General features: G+C 68.1%; 29 protein-coding genes and 4 tRNA genes. 20 read left to right on the plus strand and 13 right to left on the minus strand.

Translation table 11 applies throughout. From position 1 onward, the window contains the following. Window positions 1–6: 6 nt before the first annotated feature. The 4 genes from MJ607_RS06770 to MJ607_RS06785 are packed head-to-tail and all read right to left on the minus strand — an operon-like array spanning window position 7 to window position 4603. On the minus strand, window positions 7–927 hold the full coding sequence (locus MJ607_RS06770; RefSeq protein WP_243074809.1) for an alpha/beta hydrolase: 921 nt from the start codon (window positions 925–927) through the stop codon (window positions 7–9). After that, window positions 908–2251, minus strand: coding sequence for a cytochrome P450 (locus tag MJ607_RS06775; protein ID WP_243074810.1), 1344 nt, complete (start codon window positions 2249–2251; stop codon window positions 908–910). The genes MJ607_RS06770 and MJ607_RS06775 overlap by 20 nt, the downstream gene beginning before the upstream one ends. A gap of 2 nt (window positions 2252–2253) precedes the next feature. Next, window positions 2254–2724: a nuclear transport factor 2 family protein gene (locus tag MJ607_RS06780; RefSeq protein ID WP_243074811.1), complete on the minus strand. Its 471-nt coding sequence runs from the start codon at window positions 2722–2724 to the stop codon at window positions 2254–2256. A gap of 28 nt (window positions 2725–2752) precedes the next feature. Continuing rightward, window positions 2753–4603: a peroxidase family protein gene (locus MJ607_RS06785; protein WP_243074812.1), complete on the minus strand. Its 1851-nt coding sequence runs from the start codon at window positions 4601–4603 to the stop codon at window positions 2753–2755. Between the two features lie 263 nt (window positions 4604–4866). On the opposite strand from MJ607_RS06785, the gene MJ607_RS20170 reads away from it, so the two are divergent. Both MJ607_RS20170 and MJ607_RS06795 read left to right on the plus strand, forming a co-directional pair. Further along, window positions 4867–7284, plus strand: coding sequence for a GMC oxidoreductase (locus MJ607_RS20170; RefSeq protein WP_243074813.1), 2418 nt, complete (start codon window positions 4867–4869; stop codon window positions 7282–7284). Continuing rightward, a complete protein-coding gene (locus tag MJ607_RS06795; protein ID WP_243074814.1) occupies window positions 7281–8327 on the plus strand; it encodes an alpha/beta hydrolase in 1047 nt (348 codons plus the stop codon). The genes MJ607_RS20170 and MJ607_RS06795 overlap by 4 nt, the downstream gene beginning before the upstream one ends. Before the next feature lie 9 nt (window positions 8328–8336). Here MJ607_RS06795 and MJ607_RS06800 read toward each other — a convergent pair whose 3' ends face one another. Both MJ607_RS06800 and MJ607_RS06805 read right to left on the minus strand, forming a co-directional pair. Beyond that, complete coding sequence (locus MJ607_RS06800; RefSeq protein ID WP_243074815.1) at window positions 8337–8996, minus strand: DNA alkylation repair protein; 660 nt, start codon at window positions 8994–8996, stop codon at window positions 8337–8339. 79 nt (window positions 8997–9075) lie between these two features. After that, a complete protein-coding gene (locus MJ607_RS06805) occupies window positions 9076–10257 on the minus strand; it encodes a hypothetical protein (protein ID WP_243074816.1) in 1182 nt (393 codons plus the stop codon). A 128-nt stretch (window positions 10258–10385) separates the two neighbouring features. Between MJ607_RS06805 and MJ607_RS06810 the strand changes: the two genes are divergently transcribed. The 14 genes from MJ607_RS06810 (at window position 10386) to MJ607_RS06875 (ending at window position 19757) form a co-directional block, all read left to right on the plus strand. Next, a complete protein-coding gene (locus MJ607_RS06810) occupies window positions 10386–10598 on the plus strand; it encodes a KTSC domain-containing protein (RefSeq protein ID WP_243074817.1) in 213 nt (70 codons plus the stop codon). 269 nt (window positions 10599–10867) lie between these two features. Beyond that, window positions 10868–12034 carry a site-specific integrase gene (locus MJ607_RS20175; RefSeq protein WP_243074818.1) on the plus strand — a complete coding sequence of 389 codons (1167 nt, stop codon included), beginning with the start codon at window positions 10868–10870 and terminating at the stop codon, window positions 12032–12034. Window positions 12035–12242: 208 nt separating this feature from the next. Beyond that, window positions 12243–12665: a hypothetical protein gene (locus tag MJ607_RS06820; RefSeq protein WP_243074819.1), complete on the plus strand. Its 423-nt coding sequence runs from the start codon at window positions 12243–12245 to the stop codon at window positions 12663–12665. Window positions 12666–12712: 47 nt separating this feature from the next. Continuing rightward, window positions 12713–13033 (plus strand): hypothetical protein, encoded by a 321-nt coding sequence (locus MJ607_RS06825; protein WP_243074820.1) that lies wholly within the window; start codon window positions 12713–12715, stop codon window positions 13031–13033. A gap of 107 nt (window positions 13034–13140) precedes the next feature. Next, window positions 13141–13389, plus strand: a complete 249-nt coding sequence (locus MJ607_RS06830) for a helix-turn-helix domain-containing protein (protein ID WP_243074821.1) — start codon at window positions 13141–13143, stop codon at window positions 13387–13389. Beyond that, the gene (locus MJ607_RS06835) at window positions 13386–13808 is read left to right on the plus strand and encodes a hypothetical protein (RefSeq protein WP_243074822.1); all 423 of its coding nucleotides are present in this window, start codon (window positions 13386–13388) and stop codon (window positions 13806–13808) included. Before MJ607_RS06830 ends, MJ607_RS06835 begins: the two co-directional genes overlap by 4 nt. Next, on the plus strand, window positions 13805–14938 hold the full coding sequence (locus tag MJ607_RS06840; protein ID WP_243074823.1) for an AAA family ATPase: 1134 nt from the start codon (window positions 13805–13807) through the stop codon (window positions 14936–14938). Before MJ607_RS06835 ends, MJ607_RS06840 begins: the two co-directional genes overlap by 4 nt. Then, window positions 14938–15204: a hypothetical protein gene (locus MJ607_RS06845; RefSeq protein WP_243074824.1), complete on the plus strand. Its 267-nt coding sequence runs from the start codon at window positions 14938–14940 to the stop codon at window positions 15202–15204. Before MJ607_RS06840 ends, MJ607_RS06845 begins: the two co-directional genes overlap by 1 nt. Before the next feature lie 271 nt (window positions 15205–15475). Then, a complete protein-coding gene (locus tag MJ607_RS06850; RefSeq protein WP_243074825.1) occupies window positions 15476–16681 on the plus strand; it encodes a phage major capsid protein in 1206 nt (401 codons plus the stop codon). A 183-nt stretch (window positions 16682–16864) separates the two neighbouring features. Then, the gene (locus MJ607_RS06855) at window positions 16865–17488 is read left to right on the plus strand and encodes an HK97 family phage prohead protease (RefSeq protein ID WP_243074826.1); all 624 of its coding nucleotides are present in this window, start codon (window positions 16865–16867) and stop codon (window positions 17486–17488) included. Window positions 17489–17541: 53 nt separating this feature from the next. Further along, a complete protein-coding gene (locus MJ607_RS06860; protein ID WP_243074827.1) occupies window positions 17542–18675 on the plus strand; it encodes a hypothetical protein in 1134 nt (377 codons plus the stop codon). A 52-nt stretch (window positions 18676–18727) separates the two neighbouring features. After that, complete coding sequence (locus tag MJ607_RS06865) at window positions 18728–18994, plus strand: hypothetical protein (protein WP_243074828.1); 267 nt, start codon at window positions 18728–18730, stop codon at window positions 18992–18994. A gap of 308 nt (window positions 18995–19302) precedes the next feature. Continuing rightward, window positions 19303–19566 (plus strand): hypothetical protein, encoded by a 264-nt coding sequence (locus MJ607_RS06870; protein ID WP_243074829.1) that lies wholly within the window; start codon window positions 19303–19305, stop codon window positions 19564–19566. Next, the gene (locus MJ607_RS06875; RefSeq protein ID WP_243074830.1) at window positions 19566–19757 is read left to right on the plus strand and encodes a helix-turn-helix domain-containing protein; all 192 of its coding nucleotides are present in this window, start codon (window positions 19566–19568) and stop codon (window positions 19755–19757) included. Before MJ607_RS06870 ends, MJ607_RS06875 begins: the two co-directional genes overlap by 1 nt. Window positions 19758–19830: 73 nt before the next feature. On the opposite strand, the gene MJ607_RS06880 is transcribed toward MJ607_RS06875, so the two are convergent. From MJ607_RS06880 to MJ607_RS06890, 3 genes are all read right to left on the minus strand, one after another. Beyond that, window positions 19831–19902, minus strand: a tRNA-Val gene (locus MJ607_RS06880). A gap of 26 nt (window positions 19903–19928) precedes the next feature. Continuing rightward, window positions 19929–20002: transfer RNA gene (locus tag MJ607_RS06885), tRNA-Cys, on the minus strand. Window positions 20003–20055: 53 nt separating this feature from the next. Further along, window positions 20056–20128 (minus strand) — tRNA-Gly (locus MJ607_RS06890). A 154-nt stretch (window positions 20129–20282) separates the two neighbouring features. Between MJ607_RS06890 and MJ607_RS06895 the strand changes: the two genes are divergently transcribed. Next, window positions 20283–20355 (plus strand) — tRNA-Val (locus MJ607_RS06895). Between the two features lie 59 nt (window positions 20356–20414). Here MJ607_RS06895 and MJ607_RS06900 read toward each other — a convergent pair. From MJ607_RS06900 to zapE, 3 genes are all read right to left on the minus strand, one after another. Further along, window positions 20415–20963, minus strand: a complete 549-nt coding sequence (locus tag MJ607_RS06900) for a type II toxin-antitoxin system PemK/MazF family toxin (protein WP_243074831.1) — start codon at window positions 20961–20963, stop codon at window positions 20415–20417. A gap of 69 nt (window positions 20964–21032) precedes the next feature. Continuing rightward, entirely contained in the window at window positions 21033–22307 is a 1275-nt protein-coding gene (locus MJ607_RS06905) for an ammonium transporter (RefSeq protein ID WP_243074832.1), read from the minus strand. 166 nt (window positions 22308–22473) lie between these two features. Beyond that, on the minus strand, window positions 22474–23502 hold the full coding sequence (zapE, locus tag MJ607_RS06910; RefSeq protein ID WP_243074833.1) for a cell division protein ZapE: 1029 nt from the start codon (window positions 23500–23502) through the stop codon (window positions 22474–22476). Window positions 23503–23621: 119 nt separating this feature from the next. Between zapE and MJ607_RS06915 the strand changes: the two genes are divergently transcribed. Genes MJ607_RS06915 through MJ607_RS06925 form a run of 3 tightly spaced genes read left to right on the plus strand, consistent with a single transcriptional unit; the run spans window position 23622 to window position 25738 of the window. Next, window positions 23622–24527, plus strand: a complete 906-nt coding sequence (locus MJ607_RS06915) for a sulfurtransferase (protein ID WP_243074834.1) — start codon at window positions 23622–23624, stop codon at window positions 24525–24527. 39 nt (window positions 24528–24566) lie between these two features. Further along, the gene (locus MJ607_RS06920; protein WP_243074835.1) at window positions 24567–25010 is read left to right on the plus strand and encodes a SufE family protein; all 444 of its coding nucleotides are present in this window, start codon (window positions 24567–24569) and stop codon (window positions 25008–25010) included. Beyond that, window positions 25007–25738 carry a dihydrofolate reductase family protein gene (locus tag MJ607_RS06925; RefSeq protein ID WP_243074836.1) on the plus strand — a complete coding sequence of 244 codons (732 nt, stop codon included), beginning with the start codon at window positions 25007–25009 and terminating at the stop codon, window positions 25736–25738. Before MJ607_RS06920 ends, MJ607_RS06925 begins: the two co-directional genes overlap by 4 nt. Here MJ607_RS06925 and MJ607_RS06930 read toward each other — a convergent pair. After that, on the minus strand, window positions 25710–26933 hold the full coding sequence (locus MJ607_RS06930; protein ID WP_243074837.1) for a S9 family peptidase: 1224 nt from the start codon (window positions 26931–26933) through the stop codon (window positions 25710–25712). The genes MJ607_RS06925 and MJ607_RS06930 overlap by 29 nt on opposite strands. Window positions 26934–26944 lie beyond the last annotated feature (11 nt).

Consider the following 26944-nt stretch of genomic DNA (forward strand, 5'->3'; position numbering starts at 1 on the left):
ACGCTGCTAGAGGTTCGCGGTGAAGAACGCGGCGACCTGTGCGGCTTCCTTGCTCACGTACTGGTAGCCCTCATAGCGGCCGGTCGACGGATACGCCAGGACGCCCAGGGAGTGGGGCGTGAGGGCGGAGAACCCCTCGACGATCCCCATCTCGCCCCACGGGTCCCCCGTGCCCTGCACATACTGCACGACCGTCTCGCCGAGCCGGGGCGCCACGACGGCGGGATCGTGCGTGCTCGGCAGCGGCGCGCGCAGGAACACGTAGACGAGATCCGTGCTGCGCGCCGCGGCGGGCCCGAGCGGGCCGAGCACGTCACGCGAGAAGTTGCGGTTGAAGACGCCGAGCTTCGTCGGCTGGACCGCGAGGAGCGCCTTCACGGGCGGGCCCTCGGGGATCGCGTACATGACGGTGTTCGCTCCCGCGGACGTCCCGAGCGCGCCGATGCGGCCGGCGTCGACATCCGATCGTCCCCGCAGATACTCGAGCGCGCCGTTGAAGTCGCGGGCCTCCCACCGGCCCATCGTGAGGGGCGGCCGCTTGCCGCTCTCGCCGTGGTTGGACAGGTCGAACAGCAGCACGTGGATGCCCGCGTCGTGCAGCGCCTTCGCGGCGGGCAGGAAGTCGACGTCACGGTCGACGAACGGCACGCGCCCCGCGACGTTCCCGCCGCGGTTCCAGATCCAGCCGTGGACGAAGACGACGGCGGGCGCGGGGCCTGCGCCCGCGGGGATGAACCATCCGCGCAGGTCGACGCCGTCCGTCGCCGTGAAGGACGCCTCCTCATAGGCGAGTCCGACGTCCGCGGGCGTCCGCACGATCGGCTGGCGGTCGCCGTAGATCATGAGCCGCGTCAGGTGCATGAGCTTGCGGATCCCCCGCTCGTCGAGCGGGGGACGGCCGGAGGCGTCAGCCGGCGACGGGGACATGCTGGCGGAAGTTCACCACGAGGCCGCTCGCCGGAAGGGGGAACAGCTCGTTCGTCAGGGTGAGGTCCTGCTCGGGGATCGACCACTCCGCCTTCCGCAGCAGGAGCGTGAGGTAGACCTTGACGGCGACCGTCACGATGTTCTCACCCGGGCAGCGGTGGTGCGTGCTCTGGCCGTCGCCGTGCGGCACGTAACTGCCGGGCGGAAGCGCCGCCTCGCGCTGCGGCTGGAACCGGTCGGGATCGAAGCGGTCCGGGTCGGGGAAGACGTCGGGGTTGCGCATGTTGATATGGATGCCGCCCATGGCGCCCCACCCCTTCGGGATGCGGTACCCGCCGACCTCCATGTCCTCCTGCACGCGTCCGAAGAACGTCGCGGAGTTCATCGCGAAGTAGCGGCGGACCTCTTTCGAGATCTGCTCGAGGTACTCCATGCGCTCGATCTGGTCCATCGTGATGGGGCCGTCCGGCGAGACCTCCAGGACCTCCGCCCGAGCCCGCTCCATGATGTCGGGGTGCTGTCCGAGGATCATCGTCGTGAGGGTCAGGGGCACGAAATAGCCGCCCTGCCCCGCGAAGATGAGGTGCCGGATGTCGCCCCGCAGCGTGTCGACGGGGACATCCGACTCCTGAGCCGCCGTGATCATGCGCGAGACGATGTCGTCGTAATCGCCCGTGAGGTGCCGGTCGAGCGCCACGCCGATGATCTCGTCCATTCGCTTGCGGCCCGCGATCGCCTTGCCATACGTCGTGCCGGGGATCGGGACCGGGAGGGTCATGAACGCGTCGCGCATGTTGGCGAGGTGGCGGTCCATCTCGGCCGCGTGCTCTTCGCTGAGATCTCCCGTGTACAGGGCGCCCGTCAGCCGCGCCGCGAAGCGCTGCAGGTCGGCCCGCAGGTTGCCGCCGCGGCCGCTCTCCAGCCACGGGTCGATCGTGCGCTGGAGCAGGTCCTGCATCGTCGGCAGATAGGACGCGATCGACGAGCGGAAGCCGACGGCGCGCAGCATGACGGATTTGCGCGAGTGATGCTCGACGCCGTCGATGAGGGCGAGCGAGTTGAGGAAGATCTGCTCGGCCGAGATCGGATCAGCATCGCCGCGGACGATCCGGGCGTCCGTCGCGAACGTGTGGAAGGCCTCGTGGCCCGAGAAGACCACGAAGCTGTTGCCGAACAGCCGCGTCTTGAAGATCGGGCCGTACTTCTCGAGCCGGTCCTTGTAGAAGCCGTGGTTGTTGCGGATGATCGAGAAGGTCTCGCCCAGCCACGGAAGCCCGAACCGGCCGGGCGGGAGAGGTCGCTGCTTCTTCCGGGGGCGTGCCATGGTCAGTTCTTCTTCATCTTCTTGGGCAGCAGCTTCATCGTCCATCCGAACCAGCGCGACGAGCGGAAGACCCAGTTGATCATCCGCTGGTTCCACTCGTGGAGCCAGTACTCCTTGATCAGGTAGTTCTCGTCCAGGATGAAGATGCCCGTCGCACGTCCGGGCAGCGTCTTGATCGGCATCCGGATCTCGTACCTCAGGATCACCGTCGTGAAGGTCTCGCCCGCGGTGATGTCCAGAACCTCGCCGACGAACATGCCGTCCTTGATGAACTGCGTGAGCTGCGTGTAGAGCCCGACGATCTCGTCGGTCGTCTTGTAGTCGCCCGACATGTGGTTCTGGCCCGGGTAATGGATGACCGCGTCGGGCGCGAGCAGCTTGCGGAAGGCGACCATGTCGGCGGCCATGAGCACGTCCCAGTACGTGCGGATCAGGTTGAACCGCGCCTCGCGGTCCTCCTCTGTCGTGTTCATCGGACTCCTTGCCTGACGCGTCGGCGCGTCACTTCTTCTGGGCGACTGCGGCGGTCGCCGCGGCGGGGGCGGTGCGCGGTGCTGCGACGTTCCACGGCACGAAGGCGTTCGGGACGCCCTCGAGCGCGCTGCCGAGCTGCGGGAAGTGCCGCAGCAGGACCGTCTTCATGGTGTTGTCGGCCACCCACTGCAGGCCCGACTTCGTGTAGTACTCCTCCGTGTAGCACTCCGTGATGAAGCGGTCGCTCTTGAGGCGCCGGCTCGCCATGAGGATGAACACGCGGAACGCCGTGTCGCTGAACCCGAAGCCCTCGGGCGGGGTCTCGGCGTGCATCCCGACCTGCAGGTCGACCTTCTCGACGTCGCCGTAGACCTCCTCCAGCTCCTTGGCCCAGACGGGGTTGTCGGTGAGCTCGGCGAAGGTCGCGGCGGGCTTGAGGTGCAGGCGCCGCCGGAACTCGTTATAGCGGGGGACGCCGCGCTCGCGGTCGCGCGCGATGTCGAGCGCCGCCAGGTCGAGGCGCACGCCGTCGGGCAGCGTGAGGTCCTGCATCCACCGCGGGAAGTTGTGCAGCTGGACGGCGCCCGGGTTCTGCACGCCGAACGAGTACCAGAGGTCCTGGATGCTCTGCGGGCCCTCCAGGACGCGCTGCGCGTTGAGGAGGATGATCTCCTGGAATTCCATCGAGTCCAGCAGCGAGTCATCCTCGAGCGAGCGCACGTCGAGCTGCTCGGGCAGGAGCGGGTGGAGCCGGTAGACCGCCGAGAACTCCTCGGTCAGCTGATACGGCGCGCCGTGGTGGTTGTGCGGGGATCCGGGGATGCCGCTGATGACGTCGCTCTTGCTGATGCGACCGAACCGCCGGTGCAGCTTCTCTTCGGCCAGGCCCCACCAGTTCGCCCGCATCGCGACCTTGAGGACGGGGTGCGCGATGATCGCGGGCGTCCACTCCACCGTGTGGATCTTCGCCAGCAGCGCCGAGTTGATGAGCTGCGCCGTGCCGAACAGCTCGTCCTCGGTGAGGTGCGGGTAGTCCTGCTTGAGCCGATCGCAGATCGCGTTGTGCTCGAGCGTGAAGAGGGTGTGGAGCATCCCGAGCCCCACCCACCAGTTCTCGCTGAAGCCCGTCAGCGCGACTCCCGATCGCGGGTCGAGCGGCAGCGTGCCGTCCTTCAGGACGAGCTTGCCGTCGACGAAGCTGCGCACGGCCTTCTGCTTCGCCGCCGAGCTGCCGTAGATCGAGGAGGCGTCCCACCAGTGCGACTGGCTGTTGATGTACGTCGGCGGGATGTCGCGGTCGGCGTCGACGCGCGTGCCGTCCTGCCTCGTCCGCGGGATGCGCATCGGATCCTCGAACCACCCGTCGCCCTCGGGCAGCGGGATCTCGATGTTCTCGTTCTCCTCGCGGCCGTGCGCGAACCAGTCGTGCGTCTGGAACTGGATCCAGGATGCGGCGAGCAGGTTGATCGACGTCGCGGGCGTGAACTCGCCGCGGCGCATGAGCTTCTGGCTGACGAGCCGCGGGTTGGGCTCCATGAGCCCAGGCATGTCGGCCGGCCGCGCGTTCGCGAGCGGTACGTTGCGGGCGAAGCGCGTGCCGGCCCTGCCCATGTCGGGGTCGCTCAGGTCGTTGTACGAGCCGTCCGGCGTGCGGAACCGGCGCTCGGCGTCGGGTGCGTCGGCGAGCGCCACACCGGGCGTCCGCCCCGTGTCGCCGGGCGTCCTCGTGTCGATGAGGTTCTCCGCGCGCAGCTGATCGCGCAGGGCGATCAGGTTGAACAGCCCGAACAGGAACGGCAGCTTGTGCCACGGGGTCCGGCGATTGACCCTCGTGTAGATGCCGATCAATGCGCGTTCGAATGTCGACGGCTTGCTCACTGCGAACTCCATTCGCGCAGGACGGCGGTCCCCCAGTGGACGTGCCCTCATCCCAGTGGATCTGCCCGAATCATAGTGAAGCGCGGATGCCGGGGCCATCCTTCGCGCGAGACTTTCCGTGTCGTGTCCCTCCCGTCGTCCCTCACCCTCTTCGGTGCATGCTCGGGCGGTAATGCGTTGCGGGCGAGGGTCGCCGCTCACTAGTTTGAGGGCAGGTGCGGGACTGGGGCCGGCCACAGCATGCGAACTCACGGGAGGCTCACGTGGCAGTGAAGACCGAGCATGTCGACGCCGTCGTCATCGGTTCCGGATTCGGGGCATCCGTGTCCGCCTACCGACTCGCCGACGCAGGGCGTTCGACCGTCGTGCTGGAGCGCGGCCGCTCCTACCCGCCGGGCAGCTTCGCGCGCAATCCGTACGAGATGAGCCGCGCCTTCTGGGAGCCCAAGGACGAGCTCTTCGGGCTCTTCGACATCCGCTCCTTCCGCAAGCTCGAGGGAATCGTGTCGGCGGGCCTCGGCGGCGGATCGCTCATCTACGCGAACGTCCTGCTGCGCAAGGACGAGCGCTGGTTCGTGCACGACTCGCCGCTTCCCGGCGGCGGGTACGAGAACTGGCCGATCGGCCGCAACGATCTCGACAAGCACTATGACGTCGTCGAGGCGATGATGACGCCGACCCCGAACCCCTACCCCGACCTGCCGAAGGCGAAGGCGCTGCGGGATGCCGCGACGAGCCTCGGGATGCCGACCTTCGCACCGCCGCTCGCGGTCTCGTTCGCCTCGCGTCCCGGCGGCACGGCGCAGCCGAAGCAGATCATCGAGGATCCCGCTTACGGCAACATCCACGGCGCGACGCGTCTCACCTGCCGGCTCTGCGGCGAGTGCGACATCGGCTGCAACGAGGGTTCGAAGAACACCCTCGACCACAACTACCTCTCCGCGGCGGCGGCGAAGGGCGCCGACATCCGGACCCTCGCCGAGGTGTACGGCGTGACGCCGCTCGACGGGGGCGGATACGAGGTGCGCTACTGGCAGTACGGGACGGAGGCCGAGGCCGACGGCAAGCGCTCGCGCACCCAGGTGCGCATCACGTGCGACCAGGTCTTCCTCGGCGCGGGCACCTTCGGGACGACGGCGCTGCTGCTGCGCAATCGCATCGGCCTCCCCGCGCTCGGCCGTGCTCTGGGCAGCCGGTTCAGCGGCAACGGCGACCTCATCACCTTCTGCATGGACGCCAAGGCGACCTCCGAGGCGGGCCAGACCCGCTTCATCGATCCCACCTACGGCCCCGTCATCACGACCGCCATCCGCAAGGCCGACGGCGTCGACGAGGAGGGCAAAGGGCGCGGGCAGTACATCCAGGAGGCGGGCTTCCCCGAGTTCGCGAACTGGCTCATCGAGACGTCGCAGATCTCGACCTCGCTGCAGGCCGCAGCAGCCCTCGTCCGCCAGATGGTCGCGAACCGCGTGAGCAACAAGAACGAGTCGACGATCTCGGCGGAGGTCGCCAAGCTCGTCGGCCAGGGCCGACTGACGTCGAGCTCGCTTCCGCTGCTCGGGATGGGGCGCGACACGCCCGACGGACGCATGACGCTCCGGGACGGCGAGCTCGACATCGAGTGGTCGACGGCGACGAGCAAGGAGTACTTCGACTCGATGCGCGAGACGATGCGCGACATTTCGGAGACCCTCGGCGGCACGTTCCGCGACAACCCGCTGTGGTGGACGAAGCGCGTCATCACGGTCCATCCCCTCGGCGGCAGTCCGATGGGCCGACATGTGCACGAGGGCGTCGTAGACAGCTGGAACGAGTCGTTCGGACACCCCGGCCTGTTCGTCGTGGATGGAGCGGCGGTGCCGGGTCCCGTCGGTCCGAATCCGTCTCTCACGATCGCCGCGATGGCCGATCGCGCCGTCGAGCACATGCTCGAGAAGCCGCGCCCGAAGCGACGGCCCGCGAAGCGCCCAGAAGCCGCGGCAGTGTCGCTCGAACCGGACACGGTTCTCGATCCCGTCGCGGGCCGCAGCATGGAATTCACCGAGAAGATGAAGGGGTACATCGCGCTCGGTGAGACCGACCCCGTGGCGGGATGGCAGCTCGGGCGGACGCTGACCCAGCAGTTCATGTTCAAGCTCACCATCACCGCGCCCGACGTCGAGCGCTTCGTCTCCAGCGAGGACCACACGGCGATCGCGGAGGGCTACATCGACAGCGATGCGCTCGGCGGCGAGCGACCCGTCCAGCGCGGGTGGGCGAATCTCTTCGTCGACACCGAGCACGAGGGGACCCGCGAGATGCGGTACCGCCTGTGGTTCAGCGACATGTCGGGCACTCCCATGACGATGTACGGCTTCAAGACCGTGCGCGACGACCCAGGCCTCGACATCTGGCGCGACACGTCGACCCTGTACATCACCGTCAGGAAGGGCCACCTGCCGCCAGGCGTCAACGGCTCAGACGACGGGACCGGCGAGGTGATCGCCGCGGGCATGCTGAAGATCCTGCCGGCCGACTTCGCGCGCCAGCTGACGACGTTCCGCGGGGCGGGGCGAGGCCCACTCACCTCGATCGCGCGATTCGGCGCCTTCTTCGGAAAATCCGTCGCGGACGCCTACCTGCCTCCCGCCCGGGGCGCCTCCGTCGCGCCGGTCCCGGTCCGCGAAGGAGCGCCGGAATGACGGCGGTGACGCGGCGGCTCCACGTCGACGAGCCGCATTTCTTCCAGGCCGACGACGGCGTCCCGCTGACGCTCATCCGCGTGCGCGGACCCGAGCAGCCCACGAAGGGCCCCGTGCTGCTCGTGCACGGCGCCGGCATGCGCGCAGAGTCGTTCCGTCCGCCCGCGACCCGTTCGCTCGTCGATCTGCTCCTCGAAGACGGCTGGGATGTCTGGCTGTTCAACTGGCGCGGCTCGATCGACCTCACGCCCCTCCCCTGGACCCTCGACGACGTCGCCCGCAGCGACCACCCCGCCGCTGTGCGCTACATCACGGCCGCGACCGGAGCGTCGAGCATCAAGGCCATCGCGCACTGCCAGGGCTCGACGAGCCTCAGCATGGCCGTCGTCGCGGGCCTCGTGCCCGAGATCGATCTCGTCGTGGCCAACTCGGTGTCGCTGCATCCGCGCGTCCCCCGCTTCTCCAAGGTCAAACTGAGGGTTCTGCGGCCCCTCCTCCAAGGCCACTCCGCCTACGTCGACATCGCGTGGGGCGACGGCCCGGAGCGCGGCTTCGGCAAGATCACACGCTCGACAGTCCGGCTGTGGCACGCGGAGTGCCGCAACGGATCATGCAACATGGCGAGCTTCGCGCTCGGGTCGGGGCATCCCGCGCTGTGGAGCCACCGGAATCTGGATGCCGCGACCCATGAGTGGCTCGGTACCGAGTTCGGCAAGATCCCGCTGAGCCTCTACACGCAGGTGGCGAGGTCGGAGCGCGCGGGCCACATCGTGTCGATCCGGCGGCTCCCGGGTCTGCCCGTGCACTACTCGGCCTCGGCGCCGCAGTCGCAGGCGCGCTTCGCGCTCTACACGGGCGCCGACAACAGGGCGTTCCTGCCCGCGAGCCAGAAGGCGACCTACGCGTACCTCCAACGTCACCAGCCGGGACGGCACTCGCTGCAGGTGATCCCCGGCTACGGCCATGCCGATGTCTTCGTGGGGCATCGGGCACACATCGACGTGTTCCCGAGCATGCTCGAGAGGCTCAACGAGCCCGCCTGAGCAGCCTCCTCAGAGGTGCTTGAGCGCTTCCCGCACCGACAGCGGACTCAGTTCGTGCCCCGCGACGAAGTCGCGCACCCACTCGGGCGCGACGCGCGCGTGCTCGCGGAGCGCCCAGCCAATCGCCTTGCGGATGAAGAACTCCCGATCGCCGGTGTTGGGCTCGATCGCATCGGCGAGGAGCACGGGATCCAGCCGATCCCGCCTGCCGAGCTGCGACAGGATCGCGATGCGCCGGATCCAGAAGTCGTCGTCGACGCTCCAGTCGCGGACGAGCGCCGACGTCTGTTCGGGGCGCGCATCGAGCGCCTCGGCGAGCCGGTGGGCGAGGTCGTCGGTGATGTCCCACCACCGCCCCGTGCGCACCATGTGCTCGACGATGCCGATGACGGCGGGGTCGGCGCGCAGAGGCCGGAACCCGAGCAGCTGCATCGCGGCATAACGCTCTTCGCGGTGGGATGCCGCGTCCCACAGCTCGACCGCCGTCGCGCGGAGGACCGCGGCATCCGTCGTCCCTTTCGCCGCTGCGCGGACTATGCGCTGCCCTTCGGGCTTCGCGACGCCGTAGAAGGGCATCTCGGACTTCATGTAGGCCTGCTGCCCGGGGGCGCGCAGCGGGTCGGCCGCCGCACGCAGGTCGGCGCGGATCCGGTCGGCCAGCGCGCTCATGCGGGGGTGCGGGGAGGCAGTTCGGCCATGACCGAAGCGTAGCCGCCGGCCACGACACCCCGGCCCGTGGATGCCCGGGTCAGAGGAGTATCCGCACCTGCCGCGCGGGACTCGTCGAGCTCGACAGGGACTCCGAGCCTCCGAACGTCGCCACGATCGTGTGCAGTCCGCGGCCGAGCTTCGGCAGCCGGATCGTCGTGGACACCGAGCCCACGCCGCTGACGACCACGGGCGGGCGGCTCTTGCCGTCGATCACGAGCACGACGGAGCCGGCGATCGGTCCCCCGAGCGGATCCGTGACGACGACGCGCGCAGTGCCCGCCGACAGCGTGGACACTCCGTAGCGCCGGTCGAGGGTCAGTCCGGTCGTCGAGGCGGTGGTTGCGGACTCCACAGCGAGGCGTGCGACCCAGATGCGCGTCGTGACCCGGTCGGGCGCCGTGTTCGAGCCGGGAACGGTCGAGGTCGACTCGGCCCGGACCACGATGTCGTCGCCGGGCTTCGCAGGGAGGCTGCGGGGGATGGTGAAGCTGAGCACCGCCCCGTCGACGGTCGCCTCCACATCTTCGGCGGGACCCGTGGTCGTCGTGCCGCCGCCGACGGACACCTCCAGCCGCACGTCGAGGACCGGGGTCGAGCCAGGCGGGAACCAGATGCCCGCGGGGCCGCTGATCCGCACGCGATCGCCCAGCGCAACGGGGCTGCCCGTGGCATCCCGCGCTCCGTCGAGCGGCTCGCGCTCGGTCGTTCGCGTCGCCTTGGCGGGCGACTCGTCCAACGTCAGCTGCGCCCCGGCATCGCCGGCGCCGACCAGGTTCCAGATCGACAGGTATGACGCCTCGGCGCGAGCCGCGCAGGACGCCGTGTACGCCTCCCCCACCCCAGCCACGGCTCCGGTCGGCACGGTCAGCGTGCGGTCATACGGTGGGGACCACCACTCGTTGCTCGACCAATAGCGCTCCGCGATCAGCGAGCCGTCCGCTGCCAGGAGGTTGCAGGCGATCTCGTCGCCCTGGGGCCCGAAACCCGGGGCGAAGACGATCGTCCTGGTGTCCGGCCCGATCGTGATCAGCCGCGAGGCGGGCGTCGTCGCGCCGTACTCGAGGACGAAGCTCGAGTCGCCCGTGTTGCCGGTCGAGAAGTCCCGGACCGCGGCTGTGGCGGTCGGTGCCGCTGCCGCGGAGCCGCCCACCGCGGCGGCGCCTCCCATCATGATGACGGCTGTGACGAGCGCGGCTCCCACACGGGATCTGGCATTCATGCGATGTCCTCCACTGGTCGACGTCGGCCAGCGGATGCACCGTCGTATCAGTCTGCGTGAGGCCGCGGAGATGCCACAAGAAGGAAATGCCACCTATGACCGGGGCGCGGACGGCGTACCGTGTGGGGATGCACCGACGACAAGTGGACTCGACGGTCATCTCCGCAGCCGGTTACGACGGAGCGACCGCGGTGCTCGAGATCGAGTTCACCTCCGGGGACGTCTATCGCTATTTCGCGGTGCCGCCATCGGTGCACAGAGGTCTCATGGGCGCGGAGAGCGCCGGCCGGTTCTTCGCGCAGCGCATCCGTCCCGTGTACCCCGCCGAGCAGGTGCGGTGAGTCGGAGGACCCGTGCGGTGCCGCCGAGGACTCGCCCCCGTTCAGAGCGCGCCGGGAAAGCCAGAAAGCCCCCGGCGAACCGGGGGCTTTCACGTGGTGCGCGATACTGGGATCGAACCAGTATCAGCGTAACTGGGAAGAACCGCGAGATTACGCCATTATCCGCGTGTTCTTGCGGGAATCGGCAGTGCGATGTTAAGGTCACTGGAAGACGCAAGTGGACACCGTGGGACAGACGATATCCCACGGTATCCCACGAAGGAGACCCAGTGGCCCGCACGAAAGCACGCAAGACGCGCGAGGCGTGGGGCCAGGTCGACAAGCTCCCGTCCGGTCGAATCCGTGCCCGTTACACCGGTCCTGACGGCGAGCGCTACGGCGCACCGATCACGTTCGACACGCTCACCGACGCTCGCGGGTGGCTCGCGAAGCAGCGTTCGGCGATCGACGCTGGCACGTGGTCATCACACACCGCCCAAGGTGCTGCGGCTGCGCACGTTCGTCGCGTCGACACGCTCGGCGAGTACGCCGCGGACTGGATCAAGACCCGCGTCAGTAGGAACGGTGACCCGCTGCGCCCGCGCACCCGCGTCGAGTACGAACGGCTTCTCGCTGGGCCGCTCGCGGTGTTCACCCCGCAACGCCTCGCCAGCATCTCCCCCACGGCCATACGCGCCTGGTACGCCGCCGAACGGGACTCCGGACGGGTGACACAAGCCGCGCGCGCTTACGGCCTTCTGAAGGCGATCATGGCGACCGCTGTTACCGATGGGCGAATCCCCACGAACCCCTGCCACGTCCGGGGCGCGGCATCCGCGACGACCGGTCGCAAGATCGAGCCGCCGACCCCCGCCGAACTGCAGAAGATCGTCGACGCCATCACACCCCGCTACAGGGCCGCTGTGCTGATCGCAGCATGGGCAGGATGCCGATATGGCGAACTCACCGAGCTGCGACGCAAGGACATCCTCATTGTTCGCGAGGGCGGAGAGGTCCGCTCGGTCGGCGTCGACGTCGCGCGCGCAGTCACCCACGTCACCGGCGTGGGTTTCGTGGTGGGCAAGACCAAGAGCGAGGCGGGCGTGCGCGCGATCGCACTACCCCCGCACATTTACGGCCCCGTGCTCGAGCATCTGAAGCTGTACACGGCCGACTTCCCCGAGTCGTTGCTTTTCCCCGCCAAAGACGGTGTGCGGCACTTGGGCGAATCGAGCTTCGTGAAGCACTGGTACCCCGCTCGAGCGGAGGCTGGCCGCGAGGATCTCCCGTTTCACGCCCTCCGCCACTACGGCGCCACGAAGTACGCGCAGACCGGCGCAACGCTCAAAGAGATCCAGGCGCGCCTGGGGCACTCGACGGTGTCGGCCGCGATGAAGTACCAGCACGCCGCTGGGCGTGACGAAGAGCTTGCGAGGCGCATGAGCGACCTCGCATGAGGTGCGGAGTTATCCCCACCTGGTAACGAAAGCGCCGGCCACCAGCTGACACTGATGACCGGCAGAACAGAGGAAGGTCAGTTCCCATGTCCATCACAACCATAGAGTCCGATCGACGCTCGGCTGATACGTTCACTCGCCCGAAGATGCCAGCAGGCGTCGACGGCTCTCAAATGGCCTACTACGTCGAGTCGAAGCTCGAGGGAGGGTGGGTTCGTTCGAGATCGAGCCTGACTCCAAGGGCGTTTGGGAGATCAGCCCCGGCACAACGGATGACAAGTGGCTGACGGTCCAGGAGGCTCGCGCGTACGTCCGCGAGCTCCGTCTGGCGATCGCTGCGGCCGAGGCCTTGAATCGTCACAAGCCCCGAGTCATCGCGCCGTGCGACGTGGCGATCGCAACGGAAGTCAGCGCCGTCATCGCTGAACGCGAGTGGGGTCCCCAGGAAGCCGCCGCGCGTTTCGGATGGTCGACGACGAAGCTCGCGTCGAGGCTGCGCGGACACTCCTCATGGACGGTCGACGATCTTGTCGAGGTCTCGGACGGGTTGAGCGAAGACGACGGATTGGAGACGATCACGCGCCTGTTCGGGATCGGTATGGATGCGACGAAGGTCGCTCACGGAGACTGAGCGACGCACGATCTGACCCGACAACCGAGAATCGAAGGAGTAACCGGATGCCACAGATTCCGCTCGCGCTGTGCGACAAGCCCCGGGGCGCGCACGTCCTCGCCCGACTCGTCGCGCACGAGGGAAAGGTGGCTGTCGAGTTCGCGGCAGCAATCCCAGCCCCCACCAAGCGCACGGACTTACCTCGCCGGCGACTCTCCATACAGTCGGCGGCCTGGGGCACGCTCGCCGTTGAGTCGGAAGTGTTCCAGTCCAGCAGCACCATCCTGTTCTGCGCACCATGTCGCCGAGGCTATGTTCTCGAGTTCGACGACCTAGACATCAACGGGCGTGTGCCGATCGTTCTCGCGCGCGAGCCAAACCTGTAGAACGTCTCAAACGGCAGACACGCCCACGAATGACCACGCGTGTCTGCCGTTTGGGGTAATGTCCTCATTAACGCCCCGCCTACTGCTGGCGGCATCTCGTTTACTCCTTGGGCAAGGTAGACACCTCTTCGAAGGTTGTCGCCTTGCCTATTTCCATTTCAGGGCCCGCAGAGCCCGCATGGGTTTCCATCCGTGACGCCGCAGAGCGTAAGCGCCTCAGCGTCAAGACGATCCGCCGCTACATTTCTGCCGGCTACATCCACGCCGAGCGAGTCGGCCCGAAGCTGATCCGTGTCAGCGTCGCTTCTCTCGACGCTCTCGGCACCCCGCTTCAGTACCGCGGCGGTGCCTCTTGAATGACGAAAGCCGCCCGGAGGCGGCTGTCGAGACTGCTGTGGCGGCGGTCACTGCCAAGGATATCGCGAGCCTCGGACGTAGCGCCGAGACGCGCCTGACGCTCGCCCAGATCGACGCCCTGCGCTGGCGGATGATCGCCGGCGAGGTCCCCGTCTTCGAAGTCCCCATCGAGCTCCTGGGCTGGTACTGGGCGGGCGTCGAGCAGGCACCGCACTACGAGTGTGAGCGCCGGCTTGCGATCGCCAACCGCGACGCGGACGACCTGTACTTCCGGCTCCACAATCCGGCCGAGGTCGCGGCCGACCGCGATCGCTGGTTGCGCTTCGCCGACGTCGTGCTTCGACGGAAGTCTGCCGATGAGCAATGGGCGGAACTCGACCGCGTAGCCGCTCAGCGGGCTCAGGGGGTGGCACGTTGAGCTACACCTCAACCGCCTACATCAACGTCAGCGACATCCTCGAGCGGGGAGACGTGAAGCCGCCCGTGCCGACCGTGGGTCGACGAAGCGACGGCACCGGACTGTTCTACCGGGAACAGGCGAACCTCGTCTTCGGAGATCCGGAGTCAGGCAAGACACTCATCGCCCAGTGCGCCGCCGCCGACGAAATGTCCATGGGGCGCGCCGCGCTCATCATCGACCTGGATCACAACGGGGCGGCGGCGACGATCTCGCGCCTCGTGAGCATGGGCGTCGATGAAGCAGTGCTTCGCGATCCCGACCTATTCCGCTATTGCCAGCCGGAAGACGCGGACCACCTCGCAGTCGTCGTGAAAGAGGCTGTCGAGTGGAAGCCGGCAATCATCCTGCTCGACAGCCTGGGCGAGTTGCTGCCGATGTTCGGCGCATCGTCGAACTCGCCCGACGACTTCACGCGGGTCCATGCGGCCGTCATCAAGCCGTTGACGAAGTCGGGCGCGGCCGTGCTCGTCATCGACCATCTCCCGAAGAACCGCGACTCGCAGTCGTTCGGATCGACGGGGACCACAGCGAAGAAGCGTGCGATCGGTGGCACGTCGCTTCGCGTGACCGTGCAGGAGCCCTTCCGCCCTGGGATCGGGGGCAGAGCCCAGGTCACGCTGAACAAGGACCGTCATGGCGGTCTGAGGGCCGCATGCCCCACGGAGGACCGGGAACCGCTCGCCGCGACCTTCAAGCTCTGGAACGAGAACGGCGACATCCTCTGGCGGTTCATCCCGCCAGCCCTCGGCGAGAGGCCGCTCGCTGCAGGGTTCGTCGAGCAAGACGTCATCGAGCTCTCGGAGCTGATGCCGGCCCCGACGTCGCAGCGCGACATCAAGGAAAGGCTTGGATGGGGGTCCACTCGCGCCATGGACGCGCTCCGTGAGTGGCGCCGCCGCGGTCAGCCGACAACGGTGCTCCCCGCTCCTGCACCCTATGTGTCAGGAGCACAGGAGCACTCTGTTACTGCTCCTAGGAGCGATATAGGAGCACAGGAGCACTCAAATGACGGTGCTCCCCGCTCCCCACACATAGGGGTGCGGGAGCAAGGAGCACTCGCCAACCCTATGAACGGGGAGGCGGCTTGATGCGCATGCGTCCGGAAGTCCGGTTCGGTGTCGCTATCGCACAGTGCAGCCCCGACGATCTCGTCTTGGCGCTCCGTGTCGTTGGCGCGATGCTCCACGACGTCGACATTGACGAGCCTGGTACACAGGTCGGTCTGGTGAAGCTGTGGAAAGGGATCGCCGCAGCCATCGGTGACGAGATCAACACGCGCCCCGTGCAGGACCTCATGTCGGAGGTCGACTTCGCAGCGTTCAACGGGCTCGATGACCTGGGGACCACTGACTAGTGGATCAGCGCACGGTCAGCAACGTCGTCACAGTGCTCAGGCACTTGTCGGAAGCGTTGCAGGCGGAGGGGTCGGGGTACGCGCACGTGCCGAACGAGCTCGCGCTGGTCCTCGTCCGTCCTGGCCCGTCACAGGGTTGCCGGCGCTGTGGTCGCGCGGTTCCATCCGTGCGGGTGGGCCGGCCGCGGCTGTACTGCGCGGACTGCCACCCGCCGAGACACAAAGTCACCACAAACGAAACGCTGAGGGAAAGTCCCTTGAAGGAGAACCCATGAGCAACATCGAAGACGCGCTCGAGCAGCGCAGGCAGGGCCTCATCACCGAGGCGACCAAGATCGCGCAGAAGGGCGTGGCGGAGAACCGCAGCCTGTCGGGCGAGGAGCAGTCGAAGTTCGACGGCATGATCGCCGAGGCCGAGAAGCTGCAGGAGAGGGTGCATGAGCTCCACGAGGGGGCGCAGCGTGCTCAGGAGTGGCAGCGCTCGTGGGAGCAGTCCACGGGGCGCCAGTACCGGTCCACCGTCCAGGACGGCGCGTTCGGCAAGTGGGCTCGTGAGTCGCGCAGCGGCGACACGTACGACCTTGCCCCCGTGGCTGGCGCTGAGCGCCGCGCAGTCGCCGCCTACCGCTCGGGACAGGTCGAAGAGCGCGCGATGTCCGCGACGGGCGGTGTGGGCGCTGACGGCGTGTACGGCACGCTCTGGGAGTACGCCGTGGCGGGCAGTCAGATCCTGCAGGCCGGGTGCACGATCATCAGCACGGCGGACGGCAACACTCTTCCGCTTCCGGTCGCGACGGTCCACTCGACCGCGGCGACTGCCGCAGCGAACGCCGCGCTGACCTCGAGCGACGCGACGATCACGACGGTGAACCTGACCACGACGAAGTACCAGTACATCACTCTGGTCCCCAACGAGCTGTTGCAGGATGTCACGTTCGACATCGAGGGGTATCTCGCCCGTGCCGCAGGTCGCGAGCTCGGCAAGAACATCGCGAACGTGGCCGGCACGGCCGCTGTCGCTGGGTTCACCACGTCGGGCGCGACGGTCGCCAACGCATCGATCGCGACCGGCCTCGCCGACGCCGTGATCGATCTCTACCACTCGGTGCTCCCGGAGTACCGCACCACCGCCGCCGCGCTCGCCAACGACGACACGCTGCTGCGGCTGCGGAAGGCGAAGACGACCGGGTCGGGCGACTACGTGTGGCAGAACAGCCTCACCTCGGAGCGACCCGACACGCTGCTCGGCAAGGGCGTGTACGTGCACCCCGCGCTCGACTCGGCAGGCGCCGCGTCCCGGAAGATCATGTACTTCGGTGACTGGTCCGCACTCGCCGTCCGCATCGCGGGCGGCATCCGGTTCGAGCGGTCCACGGACTACGCATTCGGCAACGACCAGACCGCGTTCCGCGCGATCGTCCGCACCGGCTCCGTCGTCGTCGACCCGAACGCGGTCAAGTACCTCGTCACGACTTAACAGGCTTGCGCGTCAACCGCACCGCGCCCGACTGGACATTGAGGGCGAGCACGGACCGGATGGCCTCAGAAGGTGACTTTCACACTGCATAGATCGAGACCAGCGCGCAACACTCCCCCCGGCCCCGCCCCCAGCTCCTCCTCTGGGGGCGGGGCCGGCTCAGATACTCGAGAGGACCTGTCAATGACCGAAGTTGAACGCCGGTACACCCCCATCCGCGTCGACCTCCGCACCACGGGCGAGCGCCGCGCGATCGGTGGCTACGCCGCGAAGTTCTCCCCCGCGATCTCGCGGAACCTGGGCGGGTTCGTCGAGCGGATCGCGCCGGGATTCTTCGACCGCTCTAAGGGCGAAGGATGGCCCAACGTCCTTGCCCGCTACAACCACGACGACAACATGCTGCTCGGCACCAGCGACGCCGGCACACTCCGACTCGCCGTCGACAACGTCGGGCTGCTCTACGACGTCGACCTGCCCAGCACTCGCGAAGACGTGTACGAGCTTGTACAGCGCGGCGACGTGCGACAGTCCTCGTTCGCGTTCGCCGTCGACGAAGACGATTGGACCCAGGTCGACGGCTACCCGCTGCGCACACTCGTATCAGGCCGACTGTTCGACGTGGCGCCGGTGAACACGCCCGCCTACCCCGACACATCCGTGGCGCTTCGCTCGCTCGCGAAGCGCTACGGAGCGCCGCTCGACGAGGTCCGCGCGATGTCCGACGCCGGCACCCTCGGCAAACTCACCGGCCGGGGCGGGTCCGCGCACATCGCGCTCACCAAGGCCATGCGCCTACAGGGGGCCTGACGATGGCTCAGAACGCCATCAACATCAACATCCTCGCGAACGTCCGCGAGGCAGTGAAGGGCGTCGACGACGTCGCGGATGCGGTCGAGGACGTCGAGGATCGGCTGCACGACCTCACCAAGGAAGGCAGCTCCTCCACTGACCGGATGGAGCGCGACTTCAAGGACCTCGCGAAGGCAGCGGACAAGGCATCCGACGAGATGCGCTCGAAGTTCAGGGACGCTTACCGCGACGTCAAGCGGCACTCCGACGACGCGATGGACGCCGCGAAGAGGGGTGTCGACGACTTCAAGGACGAAGCGAGCAGCACCGCGCGGGAGGCCGCCGCGTCCTTCGATGGATCAGCTGACTCGATCGGCGACGCATTCCAAGAGGTCGCCGCGAACGCCTTCGCTGGTTTCGGCCCTGCTGGCGCCGTAGCGGGCATCGCAGCCGCGGCCGGTATCGGTGCCGCGGTCGCCGGATTCGCGGCCGTCGACGAGGCGAACAAGAAGAGCCAGGAACGCATTGACGAGTGGGTCGAGAAGTTCATCGACGGTCAGGGTCGCATCCAGGAAGAAGCCGTCCTGACGGGCGTTCAGAGCATGTTCGGCGACCCTGAGGCGATGCAGAAGGTCACTGCCATCATTGCCGCTACTGGCCTCGAGCAGTCCACCGTGATGCGGGCGCTCTCCGGGGATATCGAAGACAATCGGCTCGTCACCGAATCTCTCACCGCCGCGCGCGACGCCCTCACGGACGCGCAGAAGGACAACCTCGAGCAGCACAAGCCGTACATGGACGGACTGAAGGACGAGAGTCAGGAGCTGCTGAAAGCCGAGGACGCGCTGAAGAAGCACAACGGCGAGCTCGACAAAGCCACTAGCCAGTACGGCACCTACGCAGACGCGCTGTCCACCGGCCTCGTGCGCATGGCTGAAACGAAGGTCGCGGCCGGCGAAGCATCGAAGGCAATCGACGAGTTCGGCGACACCGTGTACACGCTCCCGGACGGGAAGAGCGTGTACGTCGACGCCGAGACCGGGCAGGCCACGCAGGATCTCGACGAGTTCAACCGCATCGACCTCGCCACCAAGAACGTGAAGGTCAAGGTGTACGTCGACAAGTCCGACTGGGACAACTGGACGCCGCGCGAGAAGGTCGCGCTTCTGAATCTGCGCGCCCCGGGCGGGAGGCAGGTGATATGACGACGACGATCACCCGCCAGGCGTGCCGAACCGAAGAGACACGGAGACAGAGATGACGATCAACCCCGACGAGAGCAACAACAAGCCCCAGCCCGGGTGGCTCGACTACGGCAACCCCGACCTGCAGGCGCTCATCCTCACCTTCAAGTTCGTTGGCGAGCTGATGCGCGCGGACGCCACCGCCGATCAGTGGAACGCACTGAAGGACGCTCTCGTCGCCGAGAACACCGCGGACGAGTTGGCCAACATGCTCATCGGCGCGTGCACCATCCACGCCCGATCGATCAACGAGGCTGACGCAAGAGGCGACCGCGCCTGACCGCTGACCAACCGAGGGCGAGAGCAAGCAACACGCGCGCGCCTCTGCCCCCCCCCCCCCCCCGGAGGGGGCAGAGGCTCAGCCTGACCCCTCGTTCTTTCCGCAGGCTGGGCCGATATGACCCGCGAGTCAAACGTCTCTCTCCCCAACGTTTTTTCCACTGCGCACACGGCTGCTGCACCACAAAAAAAGGGTTTGACTCGCGGGTCTTGGTGGCCTCGCTGGGCTAAAGAATCGCCTGAGCGCCCGGGGGGGTACACGTTTGACTCGCGGGTCTTGGGTATGCCCTGGCCCTAAAGAACCCCCTCTTGACCGACCGCACGCCCGAGGGCCACGATGCCACGGTGGAGACGATCCGTATCGAGTTCCCGCCCGCACTCATGACCCGTGACGTCGCGGCGTACTACCTTGGCCGCTCGACGCGCGAGCTCGACCGACTCCGTGAGAAGGGCCACATCACGGCCCGCAAGTTCCGGCCGGACTCGCCCGACGGCAGCGCGCCGTACTACGCGAAGGAAGACCTCGACGAGTTCGTTGCGTCTCTCCCCGAGAATCACCGTGAGCGTGCCTGATGCCGAACGATCCGCGACGACAGAAGCTCGCGTACTCCGTTCAGGAGGCGGCAGAGGTCGCTTCCATCAGCGTCTCGCTCATCCGGCAGCTGATCCGCGACAACAAGCTTCCCGCGCGCCGGCAGGGGTCGAAGATCCTCATCCTCCACAGCGACCTTCTCCTGTACCTCGAGTCGCTTCCCGAGGCGTAGAGCGATATCCCACGTATGTCCCACGGGTCGGTCGGACAAAGCAAAAACCCCCGGAAATCCGGGGGTTTCAGTGTGCGCGATACTGGGATCGAACCAGTGACCTCTTCCGTGTCAGGGAAGCGCGCTACCGCTGCGCCAATCGCGCCCGTATGGGCTTGTTCAGTTGATGAGTGGAGGTGGCGACGGGATTCGAACCCGTGTAAACGGCTTTGCAGGCCGGTGCCTAGCCGCTCGGCCACGCCACCGTGTGGTTTGACCCCACGTGCCGTGATCTCCCTGAGGGAGACCCCTGCACTCGAGCGGATGACGAGACTCGAACTCGCGACCCCAACCTTGGCAAGGTTGTGCGCTACCAACTGCGCTACATCCGCATTTCGTGTCCCGGACTCTCACCCGGGCACTCGTATGACTTTAGCCCACGATCCGCGCAGTGCAAAACCGAGCGCGGCCCGCGCGTGTCACGCCGCGCGATTCGTGCGACCCCTCTGCATCCGGTAGGATCGTGACTCGGCCCCGCGGGGTCGAGGGCGATTGGCGCAGTTGGTAGCGCGCTTCCTTCACACGGAAGAGGTCATCAGTTCGAGTCTGGTATCGCCCACGGAAACACCCCCGGAATCCGGGGGTGTTCCTCGTTTCAGGCGTCGCCGCTCCCCCGCCTCAGCCCACGATCTCCCATCCGTAGCGATCGCGCAGCGCGCGGGCGACATGGTGGAAGCGCTCGGGATCCAGAGCGGCCGCCTCACGACGCATCCCGTCGCCGTGCACGCTGTACAGCTGCTCGATGTCGACCCACGAAGGCCGCCCCTGCGTGTCCCACGGGCCAGCGCCGAGCGCCAGGAAGTCCCGGTCGCCGTCGTGCGACTTGCTCGTGAGCCGGACGGCGAACACGCGCGAGCCGTCCGCCCTCCCGATCACAAGGACGGGTCGATCCTTGCCGCGGCCGTCGTTCTCGGCATACGGCACCCAGGTCCAGACGATCTCGCCGGCGTCGGGATCGCCGTCGTGATCGGGGGCATAGGCGATCCGGAGTCCGTCGGCGGGCGGCGGCTCCACCGCGGTCGTCGCGCTCGCGCCGAGACGACCAGCCCCTTCTCCGCCGTCGGAGGCCCCCACGGGGCGCGCTGTGGGAACCGTGGGGCGCGCGGCCCTCGCGGAAGGGCGCAGGAGGGACTTCAGCGCGCTCAGGAGGCTCGGGCGAGGACTCATGCCGCCACCCTATGCGCACACGCCAGAGGGGCGCCGCGCGATGCGCGACGCCCCTCTGCTCGGGTGAGCTCAGCCGCGAGCGTCGGTGAGGACGTAGCCCTCTTCGCCGTGCACCACGGTGTCGATGCCGGCGATCTCGTCCTCGTTCTTCACGCGGAAGCCGATCGTCTTCTGGATGATCCAGCCGATGGCGTAGGCGAGCACGAACGAGTAGATGAGGACCGCGAAGGCCGCGATCGCCTGGACGAGCAGCTGCGTGCCGTCGCCGCCCGTGAACAGGCCCACGTCGGTGGCGAAGAAGCCGATGTACAGCGTGCCGAGGAGGCCGCCGACGAGGTGGATGCCCACGACGTCGAGCGAGTCGTCGAAGCCGAGCTTGAACTTCAGCTCGATCGCCAGGGCGCACACGGCACCCGCGATGAGGCCGAGGACGATCGCCCAGCCCGGCGTCAGCGCGGCGCAGGCGGGAGTGATCGCGACGAGACCCGCGACGGCGCCGGAAGCGGCTCCGACCGACGTGGGCTTGCCGTCCTTGATCTTCTCGACGATGAGCCACGCGAGAAGCGCGGCGGCGGGTGCGGCGATCGTGTTGACGAAGGCCAGCGCCGCGGTGTTGTCCGCCGCGAGCTCCGAGCCGGCGTTGAATCCGAACCAGCCGAACCACAGCAGGCCCGCGCCCAGGAGGACGAACGGCGGGTTGTGCGGGACGGCGATGCCCTTCTGGAAGCCGACGCGCTTGCCGAGGACGAGCGCGAGGGCCAGGGCCGCGGCACCGGCGTTGATGTGGACCGCGGTGCCGCCGGCGAAGTCGATCGCACCGGCGCCGAGCCACTCCTGCAGCCCGTACGTGATCCAGCCGCCGTACGAGAAGCTGCCGTCCTCGGCGAGGCCGAAGTTGAACACCCAGCTCGCGACGGGGAAGTAGACGATCGTCGCCCACACCGTGGCGAAGATCATCCACGCGCCGAACTTGGCGCGGTCGGCGATGGCGCCCGAGACGAGCGCGACGGTGATGATCGCGAAGGTCGCCTGGAAGGCGACGAAGGCGAGCGGCGGGTACGCCGCCCCCTCAGGCGCCTCGAGGAGGCTCGTGAGGCCGAACTCAGCGGGGTCGATCGTCCAGGGGAACTGGATTTGGCCCACGGCGGTGGCGGGGAACGCCACGGCGTATCCGTAGAGCACCCACAGCACGCCGATAAGACCCATCGCGCCGAAGCTCAGCATCATCATGCTGATCACGCTCTTGGCCTTCACGAGTCCGCCGTAGAAGAACGCCAGTCCCGGCGTCATGAGGAGGACGAGCGCGGCTGCTATGAGGATGAATGCGGTGTTGCCTTGATCCATCTCAGAAGGAACCTCTCTGCAGGGACGCAGGTATAGCGTCGGGTTCGCCCATTCTGACGAGAGACGGTTTCCACGGTTTCCGACCGGTGTTTCCTGACTGTTACGCATCGCATCATCGTGTAAACATCACGTTTCGCGACACCCGGAGTCGGCTGGCGGGCGACCCTCAATCGTGCGTGAGGGCGACGAGCCGCGACACCGCGCGGAGGTACTTCTTGCGATAACCGCCCGCGAGCATCTCGTCGCCGAAGACGAGGTCGAGCGGGATGCCGGTCGAGCGGATCGAGATCTGGGCGTCGTACGCCCGGTCGATGAAGGCGACGAAGCGCAGCGCGGCGGACTGGTCCTCGAGCGCGACGACGTCGCGCAGGCCGATGACGGACAGGCCGTCGATGAGCCGCAGATAGCGGCTCGGGTGGACGTGCGAGAGGTGTTCGATGAACGTCGGGAACGCGTCATCCGATGCCGTGCCGTCTACGGCGGCCGCTGCGACGGCGCGCTCGTAGTCTGCTTCGGCGAGCACGGCTGCGTGGCCGTCTACCGCGCGGTGGCGATAGTCGGTGCCGTCGATCCGGAGCGTCTGGAAGTTCGCGGACATCGCGTGAATCTCGCGGAGGAAGTCCTGCGCCGCGAAGCGTCCCTCCCCCAGCGCGTTCGGAGGTGTGTTGGATGTCGCGGCCATGCGCGTGCCGCCGGCGACGAGCTCGCCGAGCAGGCGCGTCATGACCATCGTGTCGCCGGGGTCGTCGAGCTCGAACTCGTCGATGCACAGCAGGTCCGAGCCTCGGAAGAGCTCGACGGTGTTCTGGTACCCGAGAGCGCCCACGAGCGCCGTGTACTCGATGAACGAGCCGAAATACTTCCGGCGTGCCGGCATCGCGTGATAGATCGAGGCGAGCAGGTGCGTCTTGCCGACGCCGAAGCCGCCGTCGAGGTAGACGCCGGGCTTGAGCTCCGGGCCCTTCTTCGCCCGGCGGAAGAGGCCGCCGCGCGGGGCGGCGGCACCGACGCCCGCGAACGTCATGAGCGCGTCCTTCGCCTCCTGCTGCGAGGGGAAGGCGGGGTCGGTGCGGTACGACTCGAACGTCGCGTCGTCGAACTGCGGAGGCGGGACGAGGGCCGCCACCATCTCGGCGCCCGACACCTGCGGCTGCCGCTCTGTCAGATGGACGATTCCGGCTGCCGTGGTGGTCATGTCGTCCTATGTCGGTCTCTTACGGTGACGGTGCGCGACGAACCGCGGGAATCTAGGGTCGGAGAGCGCGGTTCAACCCTACGCCGTTGCCGTGAGCACCCGACCCGAGGAGCATCCCTTTGACCGTCGAATTCGACACCTCGTCCCCCAAGTTCGCCGATTACGCCGAGCCCGGCCGGCTCGTGACGGGCGGCTGGCTCGAGGAGCGGCTCGACGCACCGGGCATCGTCGTGGTCGAGTCCGATGAGGACGTCCTGCTGTACGAGACGGGCCACATCCCCGGCGCGGTCAAGGTCGACTGGCACACCGAGCTCAACGACCCCGTCGTGCGCGACTACCTCGACGGCGCGGGCTTCGCCGAGCTGCTGAGCCGCAAGGGCATCTCGCGCGACGACACGATCGTCATCTACGGCGACAAGAACAACTGGTGGGCCGCGTACGCCCTGTGGGTGTTCTCGCTCTTCGGGCACGAGGACGTCCGGCTGCTCGACGGCGGCCGCGACAAGTGGATCGCGGAGGGCCGGCCGCTCACGACGGACGCCACGGTGCGGACCACGACCGAGTACCCCGTCGTCGAACGCGACGACTCGACGCTGCGCGCCTATAAGGAGGACGTCCTCGCCCACCTCGGCAGCCCGCTCATCGACGTGCGCTCGCCCGAGGAGTACGACGGCTCCCGCACGTCGGCGCCCGCCTACCCCGAAGAGGGCGCACTGCGTGCGGGCCACATCCCCTCGGCCCAGAGCGTCCCGTGGGCCCGCGCCGTCGCGGCGGACGGCGGCTTCAAGTCGCGCGCCGACCTCGACGAGATCTACCGCGGGGAGGTCGGCCTCCAAGACGGCGATGCGATCGTCGCCTACTGCCGGATCGGCGAGCGCTCGAGCCACACGTGGTTCGTGCTGCGTCACCTGCTCGGCTTCGACGACGTCCGCAACTACGACGGCTCGTGGACGGAGTGGGGCAGCGCCGTGCGCGTCCCGATCGTGACCGGCGCCGAGCCGGGCGAGGTCCCCACGCGCGCCTGACCGGGTCTCGCGCGGCCGTCGCGTGGGAGGATGGGACCGATGACCGAGACCGTTCTTCCCGCGACGCTCGCCGAGATCCGCGACGAGTTCCTCGAGCTCGCCGAGCCGGAGCGCCTGCAGCTTCTCCTGGAGTTCTCGCAGGAGCTTCCGGCCGTGCCGTCCGAGTACGAGGGCCATCCCGAGCTGTCCGAGCGCGTCGCCGAATGCCAGTCCCCCGTCTACATCATCCTCGAGGTCGACGACGAGGGCATCGTCGCGATGCACGCGACAGCTCCGCGCGAGGCGCCCACGACGCGCGGCTTCGCGAGCATCCTCGTGCAGGGCATCACGGGCCTCAGCGCCGCCGAAGTGCTCGCCATCCCCGACGACTTCCCGCAGTCGATCGGCCTGACGCGGGCGGTCTCGCCGCTGCGCATCGCCGGCATGACGGGCATGCTTATGCGCGCCAAGCGACAGGTCCGGGCGAGGCTGGCCGCGTCATGACCGCGGCATCCGCCCCGTCGATCGTCACGGAGGTCGTGCCGCGGTCCCTCGCCACGGCGACGATGGGCGCAGGCGACACGGACGAGTGGATGTCGCAGCGCTACGCCGCGCCGGACGGCCGCTTCGTGCGCCTCAACCTCGTCACGACGATCACGGGCGCCACAGCGGGCGTCGACGGCACGAGCAACAGCATCACCTCGCGCACCGACCGCTACGTGCTCGGGGCGATCCGCCGCGCCGCCGACGTCGTGGTCGTGGGCGCCGAGACCGTGCGCGCGGAGGGCTACATGCTCCCGAAGTCGGTGCGCCTCGCGATCGTGACGGCGTCGGGCGATCTCGGCGAGAAGGGTCTGCGCACCGACGGCGACCGCCGGCCCGCGATCATCCTGTGCCCGCAGGCCCGCGCTGCGCGCGTGCGCGAGGCGCTCCGCGACGCGCCGGTCGAGATCATGCCCCTTCCCGCCCACGACGACGCTGTCGGGCCGCAGGCGATCGTCGATGCGCTCGTCGCGGCGCACCTCCCCCGCATCGTCTGCGAGGGCGGGCCCGCACTCGCGACGCAGTTCCTCGAGGCGGGCGTCGTCGACGAGGTGTGCGTCACGGTGTCACCGGCGATCGAGCCGCCGGGGCATCCGTTCGTCCAGGTGAGCTCCGCCGTCGCGACCTCCGTCGCCGGCATGCTGGTCGACGACGCGGGCTTCAGTTATCTGCGTCTGCATCCGCAGTGACCAGGTCCTTGCGCTGCAGCCACGATCGGATCGCGCCGCTCCACCGCTCCTGGTCGTAGTTCCACAGCTTGGTGTGGCGGGCGACCTCGAAGACCTGCATCTCGACCAGGTCGGGGCGCTGCACGACGAGGTCGTGCGACGAGTCGGACGGCACGAATCCGTCGTCGTCGCTGTGCAGGATGAGGATCGGATGCCGCAGCTCGTGCGCGCGCGAGACGACGTCGAGGCGATCGAACGGGATGCCGCTCCCCGTGCGCGTGACGGGCGACGCCCAGTCCGACGCGAGCGCGCCGATCGCGAGCCCCGTGATCGCGCTCGGGAGGCCGTTGAGCTTCGTCTGGTGGTCGAGCACCTTGCGCCAGTCGATGACGGGCGATTCGAGCACGAGCCCCGCGATGAGGTCGCGGTGCGCCGAGTTGAGCGCGACCTGGAGCGCGATCGCGCCGCCCATCGACCACCCCATGAGCACGACGCGGCGCGCGCCCCGGCGGCGGGCGAAGCCCACGGCGGCGTCGACATCCCGCCACTCCGTCGCCCCGAGCGTGTAGGTGCCGGTGCGGCTGCGAGGCGCCTCGCCGTCGTTGCGGTACGACACGACGAGCGACGTCACGCCCGCGGCGTGGAAGACCGGCACGGCGCGCAGGCACTCGCGGCGATCCGTGCCGCGGCCGTGGATCTGGATGACCCACGTGTCGCCGCCGCCCGCAGCGGGAAAGAGCCACGCGGGGCACGGGCCGACCGCCGAGCCGATGAGCTCGGGCGTGAACGGCAGGTGCAGCTCTTCTGCGCGCGAGTAGTACCAGCCGCTGAACGCGGCGTCGGCCGAGAGGCTCGAGGAGGGCGCGATGTGGGTCAGCAGCTTGCGCTTGACGGTGTCGCCGTCCTCAGCGAGCACCGAGCCGAGCTTGACGTAGGTCGCCGTCCCCGAAGTGAACAGCCCGTAGCGTCCGGGGAGGCTCGTGTCGGGCGTCCGGCTCAGCGTGATCGTCTGAGCGGCGGTGTCCAGACCGACGATCTTGGTGTCGGCGATGCGGACGGAGGGCGTCACGATGCGGCGCGCGTACCGGACCGACACGAAGCCGAGGAGAGTCAGGATTCCGGTCAGCGCGACGCTCAGCGTCACCAGCGCCGCACGGATGCCGGCGAGGAGGGCGGGGGTTGCACCACGCGTCGCGGCGCGCCTGGGAGTGACCATCGAGCCCTCAC

This window comes from Microbacterium sp. SS28 (assembly GCF_022761035.1).
In the GTDB taxonomy this organism is placed as follows: domain Bacteria; phylum Actinomycetota; class Actinomycetes; order Actinomycetales; family Microbacteriaceae; genus Microbacterium.